The following is a 24362-nucleotide window of genomic DNA, read 5'->3' as shown; positions in this document are numbered from 1 at the left end:
CTCTGCTCTACTCCGACAATCGTCTCTGCTGGCTCGCCTACTGGATGTTGACGTCGACGCTCGCCGGCAGATCGATGCGCATGAGCGCGTCGACGGTCTTCGGCGTCGGATCCAGGATGTCGATGAGTCGCTTGTGCGTGCGCATCTCGAAGTGCTCGCGCGAGTCCTTGTACTTGTGCGGCGAGCGGATGACGCAGTACACGTTCTTCTCGGTGGGCAACGGCACCGGGCCGACCACGCGTGCGCCGGTACGGGTGACCGTCTCGACGATCTTGCGCGCCGAGGCGTCGATCGCCTCGTGGTCGTAGGCCTTGAGCCTGATGCGGATCTTCTGTCCCGCCACGCTGTGTCCTCTTCCGTCTGTGTGACTTCATGACAGACGAACACCGCTCTCATCGGCCACACCGCAGGGCGGTGGGTCAGAAGATGCTCCAACCGTGGAGATCGACGCTGTTCATCTGTCCGACGTATCTCATACGTCGCTGTACATGTGCCCACGGCCCCCGCGGACCGCGAACCCCGGCACCCGAGGTCGGGCGTGTCGAGTCGGCATTCACAAGAATGCGGACGCTTCCCACTCGTCTCGGGGGCCGAACACCCTCACGGGTGCTGGTCGAACGTTCGTGCTGCTCGTGCCACCGCCGCCGTGTGCTCGGAGCAGTTCGGCGACCGCTTGCTCCGTCGTGGCGATGTGGCCCGACCGGAATGTGCTCGGCGCCTCCCACCGGCCATGGGCCGCAAAGACACCGCACCCTGGTCAGGGCAACCCGACCAGTATGCAGCAGATCGGACGCAGAGCCAAATCCCGGCCGGGCCACCGCGGCCGCGGCGACCTGCACGGTCTCTTCACATCTTCTCCCCATTCCTCTCACCCCATCTCCGGGGCTCACCGACATCCAGTCACTACCGTCGGCGTCATGACCGAACATCCTGGTCCCGCCGCCGCACCCACGATCCTGGTGGTGGACGACGAGCCCCTGATCCGTGACTCGATCGCCGATCGGCTGCGCGCCGAGGGGTTCGCGGTGACCACCGCCGACGACGGTCCCGCGGCGCTGGCCGCGCAACAGGGCACGGTGTTCGACGCCGTGGTCCTCGACGTGATGCTGCCGGGAATGGACGGTCTCGAGGTCTGCCGTCGGATGCAGACCCACACCACCACCCCGGTGTTGATGCTGACGGCCCGGGCGGACGAGACGGACCTGGTCATCGGGCTCGGCATAGGCGCCGACGACTACCTCTCCAAGCCGTTCTCGATGCGGGAGCTGGTGGCGCGGCTCCGGGCACTCATCCGCCGTGCCGAGCGGTATGCACCCGACGCCACAGCCGGGCCCCCGGCGCCCGAGACCGAGGTCGAAACCCTCGGAGAGGTGCAGATCGACCACGCCGCGCGACGGGTGCTCGTCAGCGGCTCACCGATACACCTCACCCGCACCGAATTCGACCTGCTGGTGTCGCTGGCCCGCCGACCGGGTGCGGTGCTGACCCGTGCCCAGTTGTTGGAGAGCGTGTGGCAGTGGCCGGACGCCGGTGAGACCCGGACCGTCGACTCCCACATCCGGTCGTTGCGCCAGAAGGTGGGCGCGCACCACATCCGCACCGTCCACGGCGTGGGGTATGCGCTGGAGGTGGTCCGTTGACGTCGGCACCCCGCGGACTGACCTTCCCGCGCCCCCTGGACGCCGTGCACTCGTTCAAGTTCAAGACGTCGGTGGTGGTCGGCGCTGCGCTGTTCACCTCCAGCGTGTCGTTCTGGATCACCGCGCAATGGCAGTTCCGGTACGCACTGTTGATGGCGCTCTTCGTCGCCTTCGTGGTGACCTGGGTGCTGGCCCACGGGATGACCTCGCCGTTGCGGGAGATGACCGGTGCCGTCCGCCGCATGTCCAAGGGCGACTACTCCATCCGCGTCCGTGCCACCTCCCGGGACGAGATCGGCACCCTGGCGACCGCGTTCAATCAGATGGCCGACGATCTGGCCGACGAGGACCGCTACCGCCGCGAGGTGATCGGCAACGTGGCCCACGAACTGCGGACCCCGGTCGCGGCGCTGCACGCAGTGCTGGAGAACCTCGTCGACGGGGTCCGCGTCCCGGATCGGGATGCGCTGACCCTCGCCCTCAATCAGACCGATCGGTTGGGTCGGCTGATCACCGAGCTGCTCGATCTCTCCCGCGTGCAGGGTGGTGCGATGGCGCTGGACCACCGCCCCGTGGCCTTGCGTCCATTCGCCGACGCCGCGGTGGCCGAATGCCGTCTGCGTATGGCGACCGGGGGCACGGCGACGAGCGGTGTCGCGACGGGGACGCCCGGTTCCCGCGCCGACATCCGTCTACACGTGGAGATCGACGACGATCTGGCGGTGGAGGCCGACGAGGCACGCCTGCATCAGGTCTTGGCGAACCTGCTCGACAACGCGGTCCGTCATTCGCCCCCGGCAGGCACCGTCTGCGTCGGAGCGCGCCGCGACGGCGAGACGGTGGTCGTGGAGGTCGCCGACCAGGGCGCGGGGATCGCCCCGGACGAGCGCACCCGGATCTTCGAGCGATTCACCCGCGGCGGCTCCCGCGACGGTGGGACCGGCCTGGGACTGGCCATCGCACGGTGGGTGGTCGACCTGCACGGCGGTGAGATCGGGGTCGTCGACGACCCGCACGGCTGCCGTATCCGAGTGCGACTCCCGGCGCGCCGCCCGGCCATCTGACCCACCACCCCACCCGCGATCAACCGTGCACGGAGAGGCGATACCCCCATGCCCGAAACACCTCGGTCCGAAACACCCCAGCCTGCGTCACCCCAGCCCGGAACACCCCCGTACCCGGTGGGCACTCTTCCGCCACCGCCTCCGCTCCCCCCGGCCGACCTTCCGCCGCGTCCGCCCTGGATGTCGCTGGACCCCGACCGGTCCGCCGCCGCATCGGGTCGGGTCCTGGTCGCAGTCACCGTGGTCGCGGTCGCCGCAGCCGTCCTGGTGCCCGTCGAGCTGAGCGGTATCGGGCTCGCGCTCGCCTGGACAGCCGTGCTGGTGGCGGTGTTCACCTGCACACCCGGACGCCCCGGGTGGGGTCAGATCAGCACCGCCGTGGGCATAGTGGCGGTGACCTCGGTGCCCGGCTGGCGCAGCGCGGAATGGCTGACCCCGTGGTATCTGCCGTTGGCCGCGGTCACCACCGGCGCGCTGATGGTCGGCGCCCGCTCGATACGCGAGTTGGTGTTCGCCGCGATCAGTCCCGTCGTGCTGCTGATCCCGGCTGTTCGCTGGACGGGCCGTGGTGTGCCCGCCGCCCGTGCCGCTAGGCGCATCACCCACCCCCTTCGGGCGGTCGGTGTCGGGTTGTTGACGATCGGACTGGTGCTCGTGTTCGGCGCACTGTTCGCGGGTGCGGACGCCACCTTCGCCTCGCTGCTGGGTGATCTCACCCCGCGGATCGGCGATGTCGACGTGTCGTGGCATCTCGTCGTGGCCCTGGTGGTGGGGGTGTTCACCCTGCTCGGCTGCTTCATCCTCCAGGCACACCCCCAATTGGCGGCCCGCCCGACGCGGGTACCGGGTCAGACGTGGACGTGGGCCGTACCGACCGGCACCGTCCTCGTGCTCTACCTGGCATTCCTCGCCACGCAGGCCCGCGCCATGTTCGGCGGCGACGACTACGTGCAGCGCACCTCGGGGCTCACCTACGCCGAGTACGCACGCTCGGGGTTCTGGCAACTGTTCGCCGTGACGATCCTGACCATCCTGACGGTGACCATCGGTTGGCATCACGCCGACCGCAGCACCTCGCGCGGCCGGATCCTGGTGCGGGTCATCCTCGGTGGTTTGTGCCTGTCGGCGCTGGCGGTGGTGGCCTCCGCGCTGAGCCGCATGGACCTGTACATGGACGCCTTCGGCGCCACCCGGCTGCGGATCACGGTGCTGGCCACGGAGTGGTGGCTGGGTGCCGTCCTCATCGCGCTGCTGATCGCCGGAGCCGGTGTGGGCACGCGACACCTCGCGCGGGTGGTCGGCGTGTTGACGATCGGCGCAGCGCTGGCCTTTGCCGCGTACAACCCCGACGCCCAGGTCGCCCGCATCAATGTCGACCGATATCTGGCCGGCGCACCCGGCGCGCCTCGTATCGACGTCGGGTATCTGTCGAACCTGTCGCCGGACGCCACCGATCAGCTCCTGCGACTGCCGGAGCCGTTGCGCAGCTGCGCGGTACGCGACATCGCCGCCCAGGCGCGGACCGATCGTGGGTGGACCGGATTCGATCTCGCCCGCGACCACGCGGTGCGGAGCCTGCGGGACACGCCGATCACCCCTGCCGAAGGTGTGGTGTGCCCCGGTCCGTGAACGACCGACCGCGACGACGTTCGTAGAGTGCAGACATGGCAGCCCAGAACCACGCTCCGGCCAGTCCGACGTATCGCGTCCGCTCGCGCCTACCCGACAACGTGATCGGCAGGACGATCTTCTCGGTCGCCATGGTCGCCCGGGTGCCGTACTTCGGCGGCATCCTGCCCTACGTGCGGACCATGGAGCCGGGGCGCTGCGTGGTCACCGCCCCCAAGTGGTTCGGCGTCTACAACCACCTCGGCACCTTCCACGCCATCGCCGCCTGCAACCTCGCCGAGACGGCGATGGGCATGCTCATGGAGGCAACGGTGCCCACCACGCACCGATGGATCCCCAAAGGCATGTCGACGCAGTATCTGGCCAAGGCGACCACCGGACTGACCGCGACCGCGGTCCTCGACGACGTGGATTTCACCGCGATCACCACCGGGGTCGACGTGGTGGTCCCGGTGTCGGTGACCGACCGCGACGGGGTCGAGGTGGTGCACGCCGACATCCGGACCTGGGTGACCCCCACGGGCTGACCCGACGGCTCGGCCGCATCTGCTCGGGATGCCGACACCGCGAACCGGACATAGGCTCACCGAATGGGAGAGCCGGTGCGCAAGGTCGGGGTGGAAGAGGAATTCCATCTCATCGACCTGCGGACCCGTCGTCTCACCCCGCGGGCACCCGAGTTGTTGGCGGCACTGCCTGCCGGCTCGTACGTCGAGGAACTGCAACGGTGCGTCATCGAGTCCAACAGTGGCGCCTTCACCTCCCTCGACGCGCTGCGCAAGGATCTGCGGGCCAACCGCGACATCCTCATCGATACCGCCCGCGACATGGGGATGGGTGTGGTCGCCGCCGGGTCGGTGCCACTGGCAGTGCCCACCGAATTGCAGGTCACCGAGACCCCCCGATACCGACGGATGCTCGCCGACTACCAGTTGCTGGCCCGTGAGCAGCTCATCTGCGGCACCCAGGTGCACGTCGACGTGGCCGACCGTGACGAGGCGGTGACCATCGCGGCCGGCATCTCGCCGTACCTGCCCACCCTGCTCGCCCTGTCCAGCAGTTCGCCGTTCTGGTCCGATGGGTCCGACACCGGTTACGCCAGTGCCCGGACCCTGGTCTGGCAGCGCTGGCCGACCACCGGACCGTTCCCCGACGTGCGCACCGCCGAGGACTACGACGACGAGATCCATCGCCTGATCCACAGCGGGGTCATCGCCGACCCGGGGATGGTCTACTTCGACGTGCGACCGTCGGCGCGGCTGCGGACGCTGGAGTTGCGGGTCTGCGACAGCTGCCCGTCGGTGGACACCATCACGCTGATCGCCGGACTCTACCGAGCACTGGCCCTGCGGGCCGCCGCCGAACCGGACTCCCGCGCGACACCGGCGCCCGCGCTGTATCGAGCGGCGATCTGGCAGGCGGCCCGGTCCGGTCTCGAGGGGTCACTGATCGACATCCCGACAGCGGCCCCGAAACCGGCGCGACGCGTGGTCGGCGACCTGGTGACGTCGCTGCGACCCCAACTCGAGGACTGCGGCGATTGGGACACCATCTCATCACTGGCCGCCCGCGCGGTCGACTACGGCAGTTCCTCGTCCCGGCAGCGTCGTATCCTGCGCAAACGCGGCAGGCTGTCCGAGGTGGTGGACAAGCTGGTCGCCGAGACCGCGGGCAGCATCGAACCGATCATCTCCCGGCCGGACCCGCACGGCACCCTGCTGTTCGGGTACACCCGCACCGAGACGGACGACGAACCGGACTCCTGCGACGAGGCCGTCTCCCCCGATCTCACCGTGCATCCCGACTACCGCGACATCATGGCGGGCGCCGCCGCGCTGGGAGCCGCCGAGCTGCGGCATCGGCAGTATCAGATCGAGCGCGAGCAGAGCATCGACGGCGTCACCTTCCGGGTGAGCGGACAGGACCGTGCGCAGATCTTCCCGCTCGACGTGGTGCCCCGCATCGTCGACGGCCGCGATTGGGAACGGACCTCGCGCGGGCTGAAACAACGGGCACTGGCGTTGAACGCCTTCCTCTGCGACATCTACACCGACCAGCAGATCGTCGCCGACGGGATCCTGCCCCCGGAGGTCCTCGACCGCGCGCCCGGTTATCGGCGGTCCGGCGGCTTCCCCCGGCGACAACCGGTGCGCACCCACATCTGCGGTACCGATCTGATCGCCACCGAACCCGGGCGGTTCGTGGTGCTCGAGGACAACCTTCGGGTCCCGTCGGGGGTGGCGTACGCGATGGCCAACCGCGACCTGATGTCGCAGTTCCTGCCCGAGATCCCGATGCCCGACTCGGTGTTGCCCATCGATGGGGTGCCGGCGATGATCGGCGAGACCATCGCCCTGGCTCGACCACCGCACGCCGCCGACGACGGGGTCGACGTGTTGCTGAGTTCGGGGTGGACCGACAGCGCCTGGTTCGAACACAAGCTCGTCGCCGACGGCGCGGGTCTGCACCTGGCCCAGCCGGAGGACCTGTCCACCGACGGAGACCGCGTCCACCTGCACCGCGGCCGCCATTCGGCGCCGGTCAACACCATCTACGCGCGGATGGACGAGGACATGCTGCTGTCGTCGTTCGGCGTCGACGAGCAACCGCTGCGCGCCGGCGTGGTCTCGGCGCTCGAGGCGGGCACACTGACCATCGCCAACGCATTGGGCAACGGGGTCGGCGACGACAAAGCCGTCTACGCCTACGTACCGGCGATGATCGAGTACTACCTGGGCGAACGACCCCTGCTCGATCAGGTGCCCACCTGGTTGTGCGCCGAGCGTGAGCAGCGCGACCACGTGCTCAGTCGATTGGAGGAACTGGTGGTCAAACCCATCGACGGCCTGGGCGGGTCGGGGATCACCATCGGGCCGGAGGCCACTGACAAGGTGCTCGACGAGCGGCGCAAGGAGTTGCTGACCCATCCGGAACGGTTCGTCGCCCAGGAGGTGGTGCAGTTGTCCACCCACCCGACCTTCGACGACGACGGCTTCTGGCCGCACCACGTGGATCTGCGCGCCTTCGTCCACCTCCGGGGGACGGGTGACCGGGTGGCGGCGACGGTCGCCCCCGCCGCACTGACCAGGGTCGCGCCCACCGGCAGCCTCATCGTGAACTCCTCGCGAGGCGGCGGGGGCAAGGACACCTGGATCCTCGGTACCGGCAGCCCCTGACCGCAGCAGCATCGCCACCGCCAGAGCCCATGCCCGGGCCACGCCCACCGCCCTCGTACACCACCCGAACACCAGGAGACCTCCATGTGCGGCATCTGCGGTGAGATCCGGTTCGACACCGCCACCCCCGACGTGGCCGCGGTCGCCGCGATGACCGCGACGATGGACCGTCGCGGACCCGACGGAGCCGGCGTCGTCGCGCACGGTCGGGTCGCGTTGGGACACCGACGATTACGGATCATCGACCTCTCCGAGCGCGGTGCGCAGCCCATGATCGATGCCGAACTGGCACTGTCGCTGGTGTTCAACGGCTGCATCTACAACTACGAACAGCTCCGGACCGAGTTGCAGGCCAAGGGTTATCGCTTCTTCTCACACGCCGACAGCGAGGTGATCATCAAGGCGTTCCACGCCTGGGGACCCGATTGTGTCGACCATCTGATCGGCATGTTCGCGTTCGCGATCACCGACACCGACACCGGGGTGACCGTGTTGGCCCGCGACCGATTGGGCATCAAACCGCTCTACCTGGCCGCGACCCCCGGCAGGCTGCGATTCGCGTCGTCGATCCCCGCGTTGTTGGCGGGTGGTGACGTCGACACCTCCATCGACCGGGTGGCCCTGCACCACTACCTGACCTTCCACTCGGTGGTCCCGGCGCCGCACACCATCTACAACGGCATCCGCAAACTGCCGCCCGCCACGGTGAAGGTGATCCAGCCCGACGGCCGCAGCACCGAACGCACCTACTGGACACCGATGTTCGCCCCCGACCGGGACCGCGTGGACTGGGATGCGCGGCAGTGGCAGGCAGCGCTGATGGAGTCGCTGCGCACCGCGGTCCGCCGACGGATGGTCGCCGACGTCCCGGTCGGGGTGCTGCTGTCCGGGGGGATCGACTCGTCGCTGGTGGTCGCCCTGCTGGCCGAGCAGGGGCAGTCCGACCTGGCCACGTTCAGCATCGGATTCGACTCCGCGGGTGGCGAATCCGGTGACGAGTACGCATATTCCGATCTCGTCGCCGACACTTTCGGTACCGACCACCACAAGATCCACATCGGCACCGACCGCCTGCTGCCCGCGATCGGCGACACGATCGCCGCGATGAGCGAACCCATGGTCAGCCACGACTGCGTGGCCTTCTATCTGCTCAGCCAGGAGGTCAGCAAGAGCATCAAGGTGGTGCAGTCCGGGCAGGGCGCCGACGAGATCCTCGGCGGCTACGACTGGTACCCGCCGCTGGCCGGGGTGCCGCGACCGGAGACGACCCAGGCGTACGCACGGGTGTTCTTCGACCGCGGGCACGACGACGTCAACCGGCTGCTGACGCCCGACTACCGCCTCGACCACGATCCGAGCTGGGAGTTCGCGTCCGCGCATCAGTCCGCCCCGGGCGCCGACAGTGCGGTGGACGCGGCACTGCGACTGGACACCACGATCATGCTGGTCGACGACCCGGTGAAGCGGGTCGACACCATGACGATGGCCTGGGGGCTGGAGGCGCGGGTGCCGTTCCTCGACCACGAGTTCGTGGAACTCGCCGCGACCTGCCCGCCGGAGCTCAAGCTCGCACACGGCGGCAAGGGTGTGCTCAAGGAGGCCAGTCGATCGCTGCTGCCGTCCGCGGTCATCGACCGCACCAAGGGGCACTTCCCGGTGCCGGGGATCCGGCACCTCGAGGGCGAGGTGTTCGACCTGGTCGCCGACACCCTGGCCTCGCGATCGGCCAAGGACCGCGCGTTGTACGCCGACGACGCGGTGGCCGAGCTGATGGCCGATCCGAACGGCATCCGCACCACCCTCGGGTCCAATGCGCTGTGGCAGGTTGCGATGCTGGAGATGTGGCTACAGACGATGGACTCGAACGGATCGTGACCGGCGCAGCCGCCGGCCGCGCATCCGTCGACCTCGCGGCCGCTGCCGCCGACGGTGACGCCCGGTCGGGGGACGCACCGCCGACCTGGCGTTCCTACGGATCCTCGGTATCGCCCGACAACTCCGCGTTCGCCTACATCGTCGACGACGGCACGGGATATCCGCGGGCGGCTCAGCGGTCACTGTCCCGCAAGACCGGGGTCGGCCCCATGCGATGGGTGCGGATCCCCGCGGCCGGGCCCGCGCGGACCGTGGTGCACTCGGCCAACGGTCGATGGCTGGCGGTGGAGATCGCGCCCAGCGGCGGTGAACACCATCAGGTGTGGGCGGTCACCACCGACGCGGAAGACGACACCGCCTACCGCATCGCCGCGGTGCAGGCCGACGGCACCGCGTACGCCACCGTCGAGTTGGTCGGCTGGGACGCGAACCTGGTGCTGATCACCGCGACCGAGTCCGACGGCACCGCGCACGCGCTGCAGGTGAACCCGAAGACCGGTGCGACCATCGACCTCGACGCCCGGGTCGGTGGACATCTGGTGGACTCGTGGAAGGGTGCCGCGCTGCTGCGGGTGGGTCCCCGCGGATACCGCGACATGCTGTTGGCGCGGCGCGGCCGGGTCACCCAGCTGCTGCCCAACGATCCCGGCGCGACCACCGACGCCGGCGCCATCCTGGACCAGGGGTTCGCACACCCGTCGCGGGTGTTCACCCGGCCGCCGCATCTGCAACAGTTGCGCGACCTCGACAGCGTGCAGGCTCTGGTGCGCAGCGACTTCGACGCCAAGTACGCCCGCCTGCTCGGTGTGGAGGTGAGCAGTGGTGGGGTGCGTTTCCAGGTGCTGGCGGAGCGCACGCACTGCGACCTCGAGGAGTTCGCGGTCAGCAACGACCAGAGCACGGTGGCGTTGTTGTGGAACAACCACGGGCGGTCCGAACTGGAGATCCTGTCGTTGCCCGACCAGACCAACCTCGGGCCGATCGAATTGCCCGGTGCGGTGGCGTCGGAACTGTCCATCAGCGCCGCCGGGTCGCTGATCACGTTGACCGTGCAGTCCCCCGACTCACCGCCGCGAGTACATCTGGTGCAGACCCGTCTGGGTCGGGTGACCCCGGTCGACGACGAGGCCGTGCCGACCGATGCCCGGCCCGAACCGATACAGGTGGAGTTCTCCGCCCGCGACGGCATGCCGCTGTCGGGCTGGCTGCACCGGCCGACCGCGAACCCCGAGGGGCCGGCGCCGACGTTCCTGTACTTCCACGGCGGCCCGGAGGCGCAGGCCCGGCCCGAGTACAACTTCTTCGTCAACGGGCTCGTCGCGGCCGGGTACACCGTGTTCGCGGCGAACGTGCGCGGGTCGGGTGGGTTCGGCAGGCTCTTCGGTCACGCCGACGACCGGTACGGCCGCTACGCGGGTATCGACGACGCCGCCGACTGTGTCGACTTCCTGGTCGACGAGGCCGTCGCCGACCCGGATCGGGTGTTCTGCGCGGGCCGGTCCTACGGCGGTTACCTGACCCTCGCGTGCCTGACGTTCCACCCGACGCTGTTCGCCGGTGGAGTGGCGATCTGCGGGATGAGCGACCTCGAGGCGTTCTACCGCAACACCGAACCGTGGATCGCGGTCGCGGCGTACACCAAGTACGGCCACCCCGACACCGATCGCGAACTCCTGCGTGACCTGTCGCCCATCCACCGCATCGACCGGATCGTGGCGCCGCTGCTGGTGATCCACGGAGCCCACGACACCAACGTGCCGGTCAGCGAATCGCAGCGGATGGTCGAGCAGGTGGTCGCCCAGGGTGGTCGGGCGGAACTGTTGATGTTTCCCGACGAGGGGCACGAGATCGTCCGGTGGGAGAACCAGCAGACCATGATCCGCCGGGCGGTCGCCTGGTCCGACGCCATCGCACGGACGGAGGACCGGCCGTGACCGGCCATCGTCGCGGTCACGGGATCGTGGGCCAGTTGGCGGGCACCCACTCGGGCAGCGCCCAGACCGACGTGTTGGAGGAACTGCGCCGGGTGATCCTGGCCGGCACCGCCGCGCCCGGCTCAGGGATCCCGGTCGGGGAGGTCGCGCGGGTGTTCGGGGTCAGCCCCATTCCTGTGCGTGAGGCGCTCAAGACGTTGATCGGCGAGGGCCTGGTGACCCACCGGGTCAACAGCGGCTACTTCGTCTCCGACCTGACCATCAATGAGCTCCGCGAGATCTATTTCGTGCGTGGGATTCTGGAACAGGCGGCGTTGTCACAGGCGGTGTCCGCGGTGACCGACGCCGACATCGCCGCGGCGCGCCGGGAACACCAGGCCCTGCAGGAGGCGACGATCACCGACGACCGCGTCGCCTATCACCACCATTCGCGGATGTTCCACACCGCGCTGGTCACGCCGTGCGCGATGCCCCGGTTGCTGACCATGTTCGACTCCACCTGGAACATCACCGAGCCGTTCCAGGTGATGCGCACCGTCACCACGGCCATGCAGTTACAGCTCCACGCCGACCACGAGAAGATGATCGCCGCGATGGCCGAGCGGGACGCCGCGGCATTGGTCGCCGCCGCCCGGCGTCACCACGAGCGGTTGGAGTCGGTGGTCATCGGGGCGGGCACCGACAACCGGCGCGGGGACGACCGGCACGGAGAGCGGTCCACCGAGCACGAATGACCGGGTCGGCGCAACCGCCCAAAATATATGTTCGGCGTAATTCTCGGGTAACAACGCGGGCCTACATTTGCCCCAAGCCGGACACCGGCCGCTCTACAACAGCCGGACACCGGCGTCGCCCATTCCCCGGGAGTTCACCCATGACCGAGACCACCCAGTCGGACGCCGCGCACGGTGTCATCGAGACCAACAAGAACAATGCGGCCGGCGAGAGCGTCATCAAGGTCGGGTACCACCAGAACCTGACCAACGAGGATCTCGCACCGCTGCGCAAGCAGAGTTGGACCTGGTACAACATCTTCGCCTTCTGGATGTCCGACGTCCACAGCGTCGGTGGCTACGTGTTCGCCGGCAGCCTCTTCGCTCTCGGCATCGCCGCCTGGCAGGTGCTGGTCGCGCTGATCATCGGCATCGTCGGCGTCAACATCCTCTGCAACCTGGTGGCCAAGCCGTCGCAGCAGGCGGGTGTCCCCTACCCGGTGACCACCCGGGTTGCGTTCGGGGTCAAGGGCGCCAACGTCGCCGCGATCATCCGCGGTCTGATCGCGGTGGCCTGGTACGGCATCCAGACCTACCTCGCCTCGGTGGCGTTCGGACTGCTCGCGCTGAAGTTCTGGCCGAGTCTGGCGCAATACGACGACGTCGGCCGGTACGGGTTCCTCGGGCTGTCGCTGCTGGGGTGGGCCGGCTTCATCCTGATGTGGATCCTGCAGGCGATCGTCTTCTGGAACGGGATGGAGACCATCCGCCGGTTCATCGATTTCTGTGGTCCCGCGGTCTATGTGGTCATGCTCGCCCTGGCGATCTATCTGATCGCCAAGGCCGGATGGAGCCACGTCTCGTTCGACCTCGCCGAGGGTCCCGGCAAACACGGCTGGGAGTCGGTGACCGCGATGATCAGCGCGGTCGCTCTGGTGGTGTCGTACTTCTCCGGGCCGATGCTCAACTTCGGTGACTTCTCGCGCTATGCGAGTTCGTTCGGCGAGGTGAAGAAGGGCAACTTCTGGGGTCTGCCGGTGAACTTCCTCTTCTTCTCGCTGTTGGTGGTGTGCACCGTCTCGGCGGGTGCGACGGTCATCGGCAAGGACGACAGCGGCAAGATCATCACCGACCCGGTGCACATCGTCGACAAGATCGACAACACCACGGCCGCCGTGCTGGGTGTGCTGACCTTCGCCATCGCGACCATCGGCATCAACATCGTCGCCAACTTCGTCTCACCCGCTTTCGACTTCTCCAACGTCGCGCCCACCAAGATCACCTGGCGTACCGGCGGCATGATCGCCGCGGTCGGTTCGGTGCTGATCACCCCGTGGAATCTCTACAGCAACGCCGACGCCATCCACTACACGCTCGACATCCTCGGGGCGGTCATCGGCCCGCTGTTCGGCATCCTGATCGCCGACTTCTATCTGGTCAAGAAGCAGAAGATCATGGTCGACGACCTGTTCTCGATGGACCCGGAGAGCACCTACGCCTACCGCAACGGTTGGAATCCGGTCGCTGTTGTCGCCGTGGTGATCGGGGCGCTGGCGCCGATCGCCGTGGTCATCTGGGGCACCACCTACGCGTCGAGTTTCACCTGGTTCATCGGTGCCGCGCTCGGTGGCGTGGTGTACCTGGGCGGGATGCGGACCGTCCCGGACCGTTTCGTCTACGGCACCCCGGCCGCGCGCGCCAAGGCGCTGGCCTGACACTCTCGGCTCCATGCGCATCTGTGTGATCAACCCGAACACCGCGTCGGCGATGACCGAGTCCATCGCCGACGCGGCACGGTCGGTCGCCGCGTCGGGTACCGAGGTGGTCGCGGTCACCAACCCGATGGGTCCGGCATCCATCGAGAGCCACTACGACGAAGCCCTCGCGGTGCCCGGGCTGTTGCGGGTGATCACGGAGATGGAGGCCGACGACCCCGCCGACGGTTATCTGCTCGCCTGTTTCGGCGATCCCGGCCTCGACGCGGCACGCGAGATCGCCGTCGCTCCGGTCATCGGGATCGCGGAGGCGGCCATGCATGTCGCCACGATGCTGGGCCGCGGTTATTCGGTGGTCACCACGCTGTCACGGACCATCGGTCGCGCCGAGGATCTGGCCGCCACCTACGGCATGGCCGCCCGGTGCCGCGGATTCCACGCCTGCGAGATCCCGGTGCTGGAGTTGGAGACCAACCCCGACACCGCGGCCATCCTCACCGAGGCCTGCCGCGACGCCCTGGCCGCCGACGGTTCCGACGCGATCGTCCTGGGCTGCGCGGGCATGGCCGATCTCGCCGCGACCATCTCCGACAAGATCGGCGCGCCGGTCATCGACGGGGTCGCCGCGGGCACCCTGCTGCTGCAGTCCATGGCGGCCCTGGGATTACGGACCGGCACGACAAGTGGCGAATTCCGCACGCCGCCGCCGAAGCGGTATACCGGTGTACTGGCCGAGTTCGGACGCGGCTGAGTCAGGATCGGCCGTCCGACGGCCTGTCGGCTGTTCGACGTCCCGTGTCCAGCCCGCGTGACGGCGTGTCGCCCCGGCGTGGTTGTGAGAGCCGTCACGCCCGGGTGGATCCATTGGGATCCTGACAGGTACTCCCTGTATCGAGTAAGGAAACGCTCCGGCGGAGATTGCGTCGGCGCGGAATTGTGGTCGACAACGAATGTGACACGATCCCACGAGTCACATGCGACACAGAAGTAGACTTCTGCAACAGGGTTGCCGGAGGGGTGCCTGTGTCGACGCGGCCGCGACCGGGCAGCGCGAAGGGAGTGAACCATGCGTCCACGGGGAAAGCCCTGGGTTCGCACAGCCGCGATCGCAGTGGCGATCTCGGCGGCGTCCGTTCTCGGTGTCGGCGCGGTGGGCGGTGGCGAGGCATCGGCCGCGCCCGCCAACCTCCCCGGGGCGAACAACCTGGGATGTCGGCCCAGCGCCGCCCATCCCCGCCCGGTGATCCTGATCCACGGCACCTGGAGCGGCGCCGTCGCCACGTGGGAGAAGATGTCGGCAGCCCTGCAGGCCGAGGGATACTGCGTATATGCCCAGGACTTCGGTGGTCGCCGACCCGGGTCGACCGAGAACCTGCTCGGGTTCCTGGGCGGCGACGACATCCGGGCATCGGCCCGGACCCTCGCCGCCTTCGTGACGACGATCCGCACGTCCACCGGGGCATCCCAGGTCGACCTGGTCGGACACTCACAGGGTGCGCTGGTGGCGCGCCAGTACCTCAAGTTCAACGGCGGTGCGAACCCCGCCCACCCCGAGCGCAACGTGGTCAAGAATCTGGTGAGTCTGTCGGGGACCAATCACGGCACCAGCTATGACAGCAAGCAACAGATGGGCGCCATGGCCCAGCTGATCGGCATCCCCGTGGTTCGGCTCGCATCCACCACCGTCGGCCCGTCCTTCGTCCAGCAAATGGCCGGATCTCCGTTCCTCCGCCAACTCAACGACGGCGGCGACACCCTGCCCGGCGTGGTCTACACGGCCCTCGGTACCCGGGACGACACCGTCGTGACCCCACCGGCCAGCACCTTCCTCACCGCAGGTCCCGGCGCTGTGGTGCACAACCAGTGGATCCAGAGCGGCTGTCCCGGCCTAGAGGTAGACCACATGGGCATGACCAGCAACCCGAACGCCATCTGGGCCACCCTGAACGCGTTGGATCCGTCCTACCGTGTACGACACCCCCGGGTCTGCGGTTAGCGCGTACGAATCACACGCTGCCGACCGACCACCTGAGCCCCCTGTGGGGCGCTGAGCCCCCTGTGGGGCGTCTGCGAGAATGACCCGATGCCACGGCCAACGTTGTCCCTGATCATTCCGGCCTTCAACGAGGTCGAGACCATAGGCTGGCTCCTCGATTCCCTGCGGTCGGAAAGCTCCGAACTCCACGAGATCATTGTGGTGGACAACGCGTCCACCGACGGTACCGCCGACGTCGTGCGGACGTTCATCGACGACTTCCCCCAACTCCGGATCGTCGACGAACGGAATCCCGGAGTGATATCGGCGCGCAATGCCGGATTCGACGTGGCCGACGGGGACATCATCGGGAGGATCGATGCCGACGCCCGGGCCCATCCGGGGTGGGCAGCGGCTGTCCGCGCCTTCTTCGCCGACGCGGACAGCGACATCGGCGCCGGTACCGGGTTCTTCGACCAGTACGACATGCCGTTGCAGTGGGTCCACAAGGGCTTTCTCCGACTCGGCATGCGATCGGCGATGCGAGACGGAGCACCACTGGCTTCGTTGTTCGGCGCGAACATGGCCGTCCGGAAGACGACGTGGGAGAAGATCCGCCCGTTGTTACTGGAACAGGACGGCATCTTCGACGACCTCGACATCACGCTCTGTGTCTCCGAGGTCGGACAGTATTGCGCCTTCGTCCCGGGAATGGACATCAGCGCATCGGGTCGCAGGATGCTGACCAATGTCAGCAACTACGCAACGTTCACCAACTACCTACCCGCCACCTTCGAGGCACGAGGCATGCACGAGGAGGCGTCGAGAGCACGCGGCAGCGCGCTCTTCATGCGCGTCATGCATCTGGTGTTCTGGCTCCCGAGCCGAGCGTGGAATCCGCAGCGGCACAGGTACTCTGTCCGCCAGCCCTTCAGCCGCCGCCCCGAGCGCGTCCTACCGTACGGCGACCGCCACTGATCGACCGCCCTCCGGGAGCGGGTCGCGAGGGTGGTCGGCCCGCCTCACCCACGCGCACCGATCGCTCGCAGCGCCAACGTCCAGTGCTCGACCAACTCGGTCAGGTCGTCGCGATCGACGGCGTCGGCCAGGAACGAGATGTTCGCTCGTACCACCGTCCCCTGATCCGTCGGCGTGGCCATCGACTGGATGTCGATCTCAGCCTGCGGCGGCATGCGATTGCCCCGTGCGATCACCTCGGGGTCGTCCACGCTGCCGAGTTCGGGTCCCCGCACGTCCGGGAACCACGGCGCCGACGCGACCTCGTCGGACAGGGTGTCACCGGGGATCGTGCCGATGAAGTTGAACACCACCTGGGGTTCCGGTAGCTCACGCAGTGGTGCACCTGCCGGGTCGAGATACCGCAACAACCCGTACCCCATGCCACGGGAAGGGTGCGCATCCATCGCGGCCCGCGTGCGCGCGACCACCTCGGCGGCGACCTCCGGCCGATCGTGGAGTTCCTGCACACCGATACCGTCCAGATCGATGCGGGTCGGGAACATCGAGGTGAACCACCCCACCGTGCGGGACAGGTCCACGCCTGCGATCTCGGTCTCGTGGCGACCGTGGCTCTCCAACGTCAACAGAGCACTCTCGGTCATGAATCCCCGGTCCCGTCGCCATCCGACGATCGCGGCGGCCAGACCGGCCACCAGCTGGTCGCCGATGGTCAGACCGTCGCCCGCGGCGGCCACCAAGGGCTCCACCACGTCGGCAGGGAGTTCCACCTCCACCCGGCCGAGCTGATCCATCCGGTCCGTGGCCACATCCAGTCGGCGGGCACCCAACGGCGGGTCCTCCGCCGACAGCGTGGTGAGCCAGTGCTCGAGTTCGCCGCGATGAGCGGTCGCGTTCCGATGCTGCGCCACCGACCACTCGGTCCAGCTGGTTCCCGCACCCGGCAGCGCCACCGGCGTACCACCGAGCAACTGAGACCCCGCGGTGGCGATGTCGGCACTGAGGATGCGCCAGGAGACGGCGTCGACCACCAGGTGATGCGGGATGATCAACAACCGTCCCTGCCGGTCCGGTCCGGCGTCCAACCACCCCAGTCGCAGCATCGTCCCCGATTCGGGATCGAGCCGGTCCACACCGGCGAACAGCGCGTCACGTAACACCCGCTGGTAGTCGGCGCCACCGGGCACGGCCTCACCGGTCAACTCCACCCGGCTGATCAGCGAACGTATGTCGACCGAACCCGGGCCGTCGATGACCAGGGTGCGCGACGACGTCTCCAACCGCGATCGCAGCACGTCGTGCTCGTCGACCACCGACGCCATCACGGCGACGATGTCCTCCTCGGTCACCCCCACCGGCAGGTTGACCACCGCGGGCATGATGAACCGGCTGTGATCGCCACCGCGCTCGAGCATCTTCACCGCGACCGGGCCGAGGGGCGCGATCCCCTCCGCGACGCCCGCGGTGAGCTCGGCCGGGCCGTTCTCGGTCACCACGTCCGAGAACGCACCCGCGGTGTCCGACGGCAGCGCGGCCAGCGCCGCGATCGTCCGTTGCTCGAGAACGTCGCGGGCGGTGAACCGCAGACCCTCGCCTCGACTGCGGCTCACCAGCTGCATGGCCAGGATGCTGTCACCGCCCACGTCGAAGAACGAGTCGTCGGCGCCGACCTCGGCCCCGACCAACTCGCCGACGATGCGGCAGAGAATCGCCTCCGCGGGCGTGGTCGGCGCACGGCGCTCGACCTGCCCGATCTCGGGCACGGGAAGCTCCCGACGCGCGATCTTGCCCGACCGGCTACGCGGGAACTCATCGAGTACCACGATCGTGTCCGGGACCATGTACGGCGCCAACACCGCAGACGCACGGAGTCGGACCTCACGGGGGTCGATCACCACGCCACCGCGGGCCGTCACGTAACCGACGATCCGCTGCACGGTCTCGAGTCCCTCGGCGTCCGGCGTGCCGTGCAGCACCACCGCGGCCTGGGCGACCCCGTCGTGCTGCTCCAGCGCGTTCTCGATCTCCTCGAGCTCGATCCGCAGTCCACGCACCTTGATCTGGAAGTCCACCCGACCCACGTATTCCATTGCACCGTCGGCCATCCGACGGACCAGGTCACCGGTGCGGTACATGACGGCCCCGGCGGGTCCGAAGACGGCGGGCACGAACCGGTCCGCGGTGAGGTCCGGTCGGCCCAGGTAACCGCGGGCCACCTGGTCACCCGACAGGTACAACTCACCGACCGCACCGATCACACTGGGACGCAACCACCGGTCCAACACCCAGGCGCGGGTGTTCCACACCGGGGTACCGATGGGGACCGCGTCGTGTGGTGAGCCCGGCGCCTGCACGGCGCCGTCGGGCGTGGCCGCGATCTGCGCGGTCGCATCGACCGTGACCTCGGTGGGCCCGTACAAGTTGACGACGGTGGCACCGGACAGGTCGGTGACCCGGCGGGCGAGCCCGCTCGGCAGTGCCTCGCCACCGCTGAAGACCACCCGCAGTGACGACACCGCCTCGGGGGCCGCGACGTCGGCGAACACGGCCAGCACCGACGGCACGAACTGCACGACGGTCACGCGATGTCGCGCCACCGACGCGACCATGTCCTCGACATCACGGTGGGCCTGCGGTCCGGCGATGACCGTGGCGGCGCCACTGATGGTCGGAGCGAACATCTCCCACACCGACGCATCGAAGGTGAACGGGGTCTTGAGCAGTACCACGTCCTGCTCGTCGAGACCGTAGACGCCGGCCAGCCAACGCAATTGGTTGACCAATGCGTGCTGGGTGATCTGCACGCCCTTCGGAGTTCCGGTGGAGCCCGAGGTGAACAGCACATAGGCCAGCGAGTCCGGTCGCACCCGACCGCGGCGTTCGTCGGCCCGGATCGGCCGGTCGTCGACCGACTGCAGATCCGGCGCCGACAGCTGCAGGCACGACACCTCGACCGCCAGACCGCGCATCCGGCCGATGTGGTCGGCGTCCGCGACCACGCTGTGTACCCGGGCCTGCTTCAGCACCGCGACCAATCGCTCGTCCGGGGCGTCGATGTCCAACGGCAGGTAGGCACCACCCGCCTTGAGGATGCCGAATACGGCGGCCATCTGGTCCAGCGACCTCGGCATCGCCACGGCGACCACGCTGTCGGGACGGATACCCCGGGCCAGCAGAACCCGCGCCCTACGGTTGGAGATCGCGTCGAACTCCGCATAGGTCACCCGTCGCTCGCCGTCGATGAAGGCGACCGCATCCGGAGTGGCGACGACCTGCGCCGCGAACAGACCCATGGCGGTCTCGTCCGGCACCTCGTGGGCGGTCGCGTTCCACCTGTCGAGCTCGGATCGCAGCTCCTCCTCGTCGACGAGGTCGAGTTCGCGGACCGGGGTCGACGCCGAGTTCGCGAAGCGATCGAGTACCCACACCAGGCGATCGGCCAACTCGCGGGCCTCGTCGTCGGAGATCAACGCCCGCACGTACTTCACCGTCATCGCGAGGTGCGGGTCGGTGTGGGCGAGGACGGTCACCGGGTAGTGCGAGGAATCGTTGATCCGTGCACCCGCAACCGACATGCCATCGATGGTCGAACCGTCCCGCAGTTTGCTGCGATCGACCGGGTAGGACTCGAACACGGTCAGGGTGTCGAACAACACCGGCAGACCCATCGATCGTTGGATGGTCGGCAGACCGACGTGGTGGGCCTCCAGCACACCGGCCTGTTCGGACTGCACCCGTTCCAGGAGTCCGGCGACGGTCTCGTCCCGTTTCAGACGGATCCGCACCGGGATGGTGTTGATGAACAGGCCCAGAACGGATTCCACGCCGGAGATGTCGGCGGGCCTACCCGACACGGTGGCACCGAACACCACGTCGTCAGAACCGATAGAGCGAGCCAGCACCAGACCCCACGCGGCCTGCACCAGCGTGTTCATCGTCAGACCACGGTCGCGGGAGAGCTCGGCCAGGCCCGCCGCCGTGCGGTCCCCGATCGGCAACGCCAGTTCGACCGGGACCGCGCCGTCCGCGGTCTCCGCAGACGCCCTGTCCACCAACAGGGTCGGCGATTCCAGACCGTCCAGCGCATGCCGCCAGGCGGCAACCGCCGCCTCGGTGTCACGCCGAGCCAGCCACTCCAAGAAGACCCGGTACGACCGGCTGCGCGGGAGATGGGTGTCGTCCCCGTGGGTGGCGTACAGCAGGAACAGCTGCTCCATCAGCAACGGTCCCGACCATCCGTCGAGCAGGATGTGGTGGTTGGACAGCGAGAGGAGATGCCGCGGCGCTCCGGTGTCGTCGTCGGCGACGCGGATAAACAACGCGCGCATCAGCGGTGCGCCGGACATGTCGAAACGATCGCTGCGATGTGCCTGCAACAGCAGTTCCGCCTCGGCCTCGACGTCCGGACGGCCGCTCAGATCAACGGTCCGCCAGGGCACCTCGACCCGGTCCACGATGACCTGCACCGGGGAGCCGTCGGCGACGTGCGTGAACGCGGCGCGCAGGTTGGTGTTACGGGCCACCAGCGCGCCGACGGCGGCGTGCATCCGCTCGGGATCCACCGGGCCACGGAGGTCCAACACCACCTGTGCGGTGTAGACGTCGGTGACGTACTGTCCGGCCACCTCGGCGTGGAACAACATGCCCGCCTGCAGCGGTGACAGCGACCAGATGTCGGCGAGCCGGCCGTGGTCGGCCTCCAATCGGGCGATGTCGTCCTGACCGAGCCGTACCAGGTCGGCGACGTCGGACGGGGTCAGCCCACCTGCGGAATCTCCCCGGTCGTGCGTGGCCAGTGCGGCCGCCGCCTCGACCCAGAGGTCGGCGAGGTCGGCCACCGCCTGTCGGTCCAGGATGCCCGACGCATAGGCGAAGGACGCCGAGAGCCGCGGGCCGTCCGCACCGTCGGTGGTGATCGCGTTGATGCTCAGCACCGCGGGTGCGACCATGCCGTCGTCCTGGGCGCCGCCGAGTTCGCCACCGTCGGTGGCCGGCTGCCATCCGTGCACCGCGTTCTCGTCGACGGCACCGTCGTCCGCGCCCGCGGTGCGACCCAGGTAGTTGAACCCGATCTGCGGGCCGTCGAAGCCCGACAAGCGGTCGGCGGTCGTGGTGTCCACATGGCGCAGCAGACCGAAGCCGATCCCGTTGTCCGGCACCGTCCTCAACTGCTCCTTGACGGCCTTGAAGGCGGCACCGGCGGCGTCCCCACCCGCGAACGCATCGTCGGTGTCCACACCGGTGAGATCCAGCGCGACGGGGTACAGCGTGGTGAACCAGCCGACGGTGCGCGACAGGTCCGCGCCACCGACGGCACCTTCCTCGCGGCCGTGACCCTCGAGGTCGACCAACAGCGAGTCGGCCTGCACCCCACGGCGGATGCGCCACCGCCGGACCGCCAATGCCAGAGCCGTCAGCAACGCGTCGTTCACGCCACCGCGGTAGGTCTCACTGATTCCGGTGAGCATGGACTCGGTGACCTCGACCGGCATCTCGATCCGCAGTCGTTCGATGGTCGACGCGAGATCACGTTCCGGATCGATCCGCCGCGCGCCCAGCGCGGGGTCCGGGGTCTGCAGAACCGACGTCCAATGCTCGAGTTCGTCGGCGTGCGCGGCCGCGGACTCGGCGAGCGCATGCGCCCACGTACGCAACGACGTGCCTGCGTCCGCCAGCCTCGGCACGACACCGTCTGCGGTGTCGTCGGTCTGGGCCCAGGCGAGCACGAGGTCCGGCAACAGGATCCGCCACGACACACCGTCCACCACCAGGTGGTGAATCAGGACGTAGAGACGTCCGGTGACCGAATCCGGCAGAGTCGCAGCAGGATCCATCCAGACCACCTGCATCATCCGACCCTGCTCGGGGTCGAGGCGGTCGATGGCCTCGGCGGCCGCCCGCTGCGCGGCATCCACGAATTCGTCGGTGCCGGGCTCGGCGGTGAACTCCACCCGGGTCAGCACCTGCGCCGCGTCGAGCGTCCCGACAGGCGGGATGTCGAGGTGCGACCGGGCGTGATCGGAGGCGTCGACGACGAGCCGCGCACGCAGGGCGTCGTGCCGGTCGAGCACGGCCTGCACCGCATGGCGCAGGCGCTGCCCGCCCGGATCGGCGGGCAGAGTCAGGAAGTTGGCCTGCGAGAACCGGCGGTGCTCTTTTCTGGTGTCCACCAGCCACCGCATGATCGGGGTGAGCGGTAGTGCGCCGACTCCCCCACCCGGCAATTCGGACAACACCGAGACCTGGGCGTCGGCGTCCCACCGGGCCACCTCGGCGAGCCGGGCCACGGTGCGCTGGTCGAACACGTCGCGCGGGGTCAGCACGATGCCTGCCGCGCGGGCGCGCGACACCAACGTGATGGCGACGATGCTGTCACCGCCGAGAGCGAAGAACGAGTCGTCGACACCCACCCGATCAACGCCGAGGGTCTCGCCGACCAACAGAGCCAGCTGCTGCTCCATCGGCGATGCCGGCGCGCGGTAGCTGTCCTGATCGATCTGGAACACCGGCTCGGGCAGCGCTCGTCGATCCAGCTTGCCCGCCGGGGTGATCGGGACGGAGTCGAGCACGACGATCGAGGACGGGACCATGTGCCCGGGCAGCCGTCCCGCCACCATCTCACTCAATTCGGATACCCGCACCGTACGACCCGACCGTGGGTGGACATACGAGACCAACTGCGTCTGCCCGGTCCGCGGGTGCGGTGACCCCACGGTGACGGCGAAGTCGATGTCATCACTCTCACCGAGTACGGCGTCGATCTCACCGAGCTCGATCCGGAATCCACGCACCTTGACCTGGAAGTCACTGCGGCCGAGGAACTGGAGCGACAACGCTCCCTCGTCGTCGCGGGTCCAGCGGACCACGTCTCCCGTCCGGTACATCCGAGCACCCGGTGCGCCGTACGGATCGGCGACGAATCTCTCGGCGGTCAGGCCCATACGGTTGAGATAGCCGCGGGCGACGGACTCTCCGGAGACATAGAGCTCCCCGGGAACCCCCGTCGGCACCGGCCGCAGGCGGGCGTCGGCAACCAACAGCCGCGCACCGGTGATGGGGCCGCCGATGGTGACCGGCGCCGCCGGATCCATCGGGGTGGTCGCGGTGGACCAGATGGTGGTCTCCGACGGCCCGTACAGATTGAACATCCGACGGCCGGGCGCCCATCGGCGGACCAGCTCGGGCGGGCACACGTCACCGGCGACGGCGATCATGCGGAGGTCGTCGAGACCGGCGTCGGGCACGGTGGCCAGGGCGGCCGGGGTGACAAAGGCATGGGTCACCCGCTCGTCGGCCAGCAGTCGGGCCAGGTCGTCGCCGCCAAAGATCGATGTGGGTGCGATCACCTGGGTGGCCGCGCGCGACACCGCCATCAGGATCTCGAACACCGACGCGTCGAAACTCGGCGACGCGAAATGCAGAACGCGCGAATCCGATTGCAGACCGAAGCGGAATCCCATCTCCGCGACGATGTCGGCGAGCCCGCGGTGGGTCACCCCGACGCCCTTGGGGCGGCCGGTGGAACCCGACGTGAAGATCACGTATGCCAGGTCGTCGACCGACACCGACGGCGCCGCGACCTGGCGTACCGTCGTCGCCCGGATGTCGGTGTCGACGCCCGAGTGCGCGTCGACAGGAACCCATTTCGTCACCTGGGGAAGTC

General features: G+C 68.5%; 14 protein-coding genes (1 of these 14 running past the window's edge). 12 read left to right on the top strand and 2 right to left on the bottom strand.

All coding sequences use genetic code 11. The features are described from left to right. Positions 1 to 37: 37 nt before the first annotated feature. The gene (gene rpsJ / locus BW971_RS14845) at positions 38 to 343 is read right to left on the bottom strand and encodes a 30S ribosomal protein S10 (protein ID WP_003938093.1); all 306 of its coding nucleotides are present in this window, start codon (positions 341 to 343) and stop codon (positions 38 to 40) included. Between the two features lie 574 nt (positions 344 to 917). On the opposite strand from rpsJ, the gene BW971_RS14840 reads away from it, so the two are divergent. The 12 genes from BW971_RS14840 (at position 918) to BW971_RS14785 (ending at position 16699) form a co-directional block, all read left to right on the top strand. After that, entirely contained in the window at positions 918 to 1640 is a 723-nt protein-coding gene (locus BW971_RS14840) for a response regulator transcription factor (protein WP_076480957.1), read from the top strand. Further along, positions 1637 to 2704 (top strand): HAMP domain-containing sensor histidine kinase, encoded by a 1068-nt coding sequence (locus BW971_RS14835; protein WP_234974416.1) that lies wholly within the window; start codon positions 1637 to 1639, stop codon positions 2702 to 2704. The genes BW971_RS14840 and BW971_RS14835 overlap by 4 nt, the downstream gene beginning before the upstream one ends. 180 nt (positions 2705 to 2884) lie before the next feature. Next, complete coding sequence (locus BW971_RS14830; RefSeq protein ID WP_076480954.1) at positions 2885 to 4333, top strand: DUF4153 domain-containing protein; 1449 nt, start codon at positions 2885 to 2887, stop codon at positions 4331 to 4333. A 35-nt stretch (positions 4334 to 4368) separates the two neighbouring features. Continuing rightward, positions 4369 to 4860 (top strand): hotdog fold domain-containing protein, encoded by a 492-nt coding sequence (locus BW971_RS14825; protein ID WP_076480951.1) that lies wholly within the window; start codon positions 4369 to 4371, stop codon positions 4858 to 4860. A 63-nt stretch (positions 4861 to 4923) separates the two neighbouring features. Further along, positions 4924 to 7509: a carboxylate--amine ligase/circularly permuted type 2 ATP-grasp protein gene (locus BW971_RS14820; protein WP_076480948.1), complete on the top strand. Its 2586-nt coding sequence runs from the start codon at positions 4924 to 4926 to the stop codon at positions 7507 to 7509. Between the two features lie 84 nt (positions 7510 to 7593). After that, positions 7594 to 9384 carry an N-acetylglutaminylglutamine amidotransferase gene (locus BW971_RS14815; RefSeq protein ID WP_076480946.1) on the top strand — a complete coding sequence of 597 codons (1791 nt, stop codon included), beginning with the start codon at positions 7594 to 7596 and terminating at the stop codon, positions 9382 to 9384. Next, positions 9351 to 11318, top strand: coding sequence for an alpha/beta hydrolase family protein (locus BW971_RS14810; RefSeq protein ID WP_234974415.1), 1968 nt, complete (start codon positions 9351 to 9353; stop codon positions 11316 to 11318). The genes BW971_RS14815 and BW971_RS14810 overlap by 34 nt, the downstream gene beginning before the upstream one ends. Then, positions 11315 to 12052 carry a GntR family transcriptional regulator gene (locus tag BW971_RS14805; protein WP_076480942.1) on the top strand — a complete coding sequence of 246 codons (738 nt, stop codon included), beginning with the start codon at positions 11315 to 11317 and terminating at the stop codon, positions 12050 to 12052. Before BW971_RS14810 ends, BW971_RS14805 begins: the two co-directional genes overlap by 4 nt. Positions 12053 to 12192: 140 nt before the next feature. Further along, entirely contained in the window at positions 12193 to 13746 is a 1554-nt protein-coding gene (locus tag BW971_RS14800) for an NCS1 family nucleobase:cation symporter-1 (protein ID WP_076480940.1), read from the top strand. Between the two features lie 13 nt (positions 13747 to 13759). After that, complete coding sequence (locus BW971_RS14795; RefSeq protein ID WP_076480938.1) at positions 13760 to 14497, top strand: aspartate/glutamate racemase family protein; 738 nt, start codon at positions 13760 to 13762, stop codon at positions 14495 to 14497. Positions 14498 to 14812: 315 nt separating this feature from the next. Next, positions 14813 to 15742, top strand: a complete 930-nt coding sequence (locus BW971_RS14790) for an esterase/lipase family protein (protein ID WP_076480936.1) — start codon at positions 14813 to 14815, stop codon at positions 15740 to 15742. Positions 15743 to 15829: 87 nt separating this feature from the next. Continuing rightward, the gene (locus tag BW971_RS14785) at positions 15830 to 16699 is read left to right on the top strand and encodes a glycosyltransferase family 2 protein (RefSeq protein WP_076480934.1); all 870 of its coding nucleotides are present in this window, start codon (positions 15830 to 15832) and stop codon (positions 16697 to 16699) included. A 44-nt stretch (positions 16700 to 16743) separates the two neighbouring features. Here BW971_RS14785 and BW971_RS14780 read toward each other — a convergent pair whose 3' ends face one another. Next, positions 16744 to 24362 carry the final stretch of a non-ribosomal peptide synthetase gene (locus BW971_RS14780; RefSeq protein WP_076481187.1) on the bottom strand. It continues 26131 nt past the right edge of the window, so 7619 of the gene's 33750 nt are visible here — the last part of the coding sequence; the start codon falls outside the window, past its right edge; it ends in the stop codon at positions 16744 to 16746.

This window comes from Williamsia sterculiae (assembly GCF_900156495.1).
Lineage (GTDB): Bacteria > Actinomycetota > Actinomycetes > Mycobacteriales > Mycobacteriaceae > Williamsia_B > Williamsia_B sterculiae.
This window is presented reverse-complemented; position numbering and strand designations above follow the sequence as displayed.

Bases quoted from the DNA above. Each gene is read 5' to 3' on its own strand.
- BW971_RS14840 (WP_076480957.1), top strand. From the start codon at position 918: ATGACCGAACATCCTGGTCCCGCCGCCGCACCCACGATCCTGGTGGTG.
- BW971_RS14830 (WP_076480954.1), top strand. From the start codon at position 2,885: ATGTCGCTGGACCCCGACCGGTCCGCCGCCGCATCGGGTCGGGTCCTG.
- BW971_RS14825 (WP_076480951.1), top strand. From the start codon at position 4,369: ATGGCAGCCCAGAACCACGCTCCGGCCAGTCCGACGTATCGCGTCCGC.
- BW971_RS14795 (WP_076480938.1), top strand. From the start codon at position 13,760: ATGCGCATCTGTGTGATCAACCCGAACACCGCGTCGGCGATGACCGAG.
- BW971_RS14815 (WP_076480946.1), top strand. From the start codon at position 7,594: ATGTGCGGCATCTGCGGTGAGATCCGGTTCGACACCGCCACCCCCGAC.
- BW971_RS14820 (WP_076480948.1), top strand. From the start codon at position 4,924: ATGGGAGAGCCGGTGCGCAAGGTCGGGGTGGAAGAGGAATTCCATCTC.
- BW971_RS14785 (WP_076480934.1), top strand. From the start codon at position 15,830: ATGCCACGGCCAACGTTGTCCCTGATCATTCCGGCCTTCAACGAGGTC.
- BW971_RS14800 (WP_076480940.1), top strand. From the start codon at position 12,193: ATGACCGAGACCACCCAGTCGGACGCCGCGCACGGTGTCATCGAGACC.
- BW971_RS14790 (WP_076480936.1), top strand. From the start codon at position 14,813: ATGCGTCCACGGGGAAAGCCCTGGGTTCGCACAGCCGCGATCGCAGTG.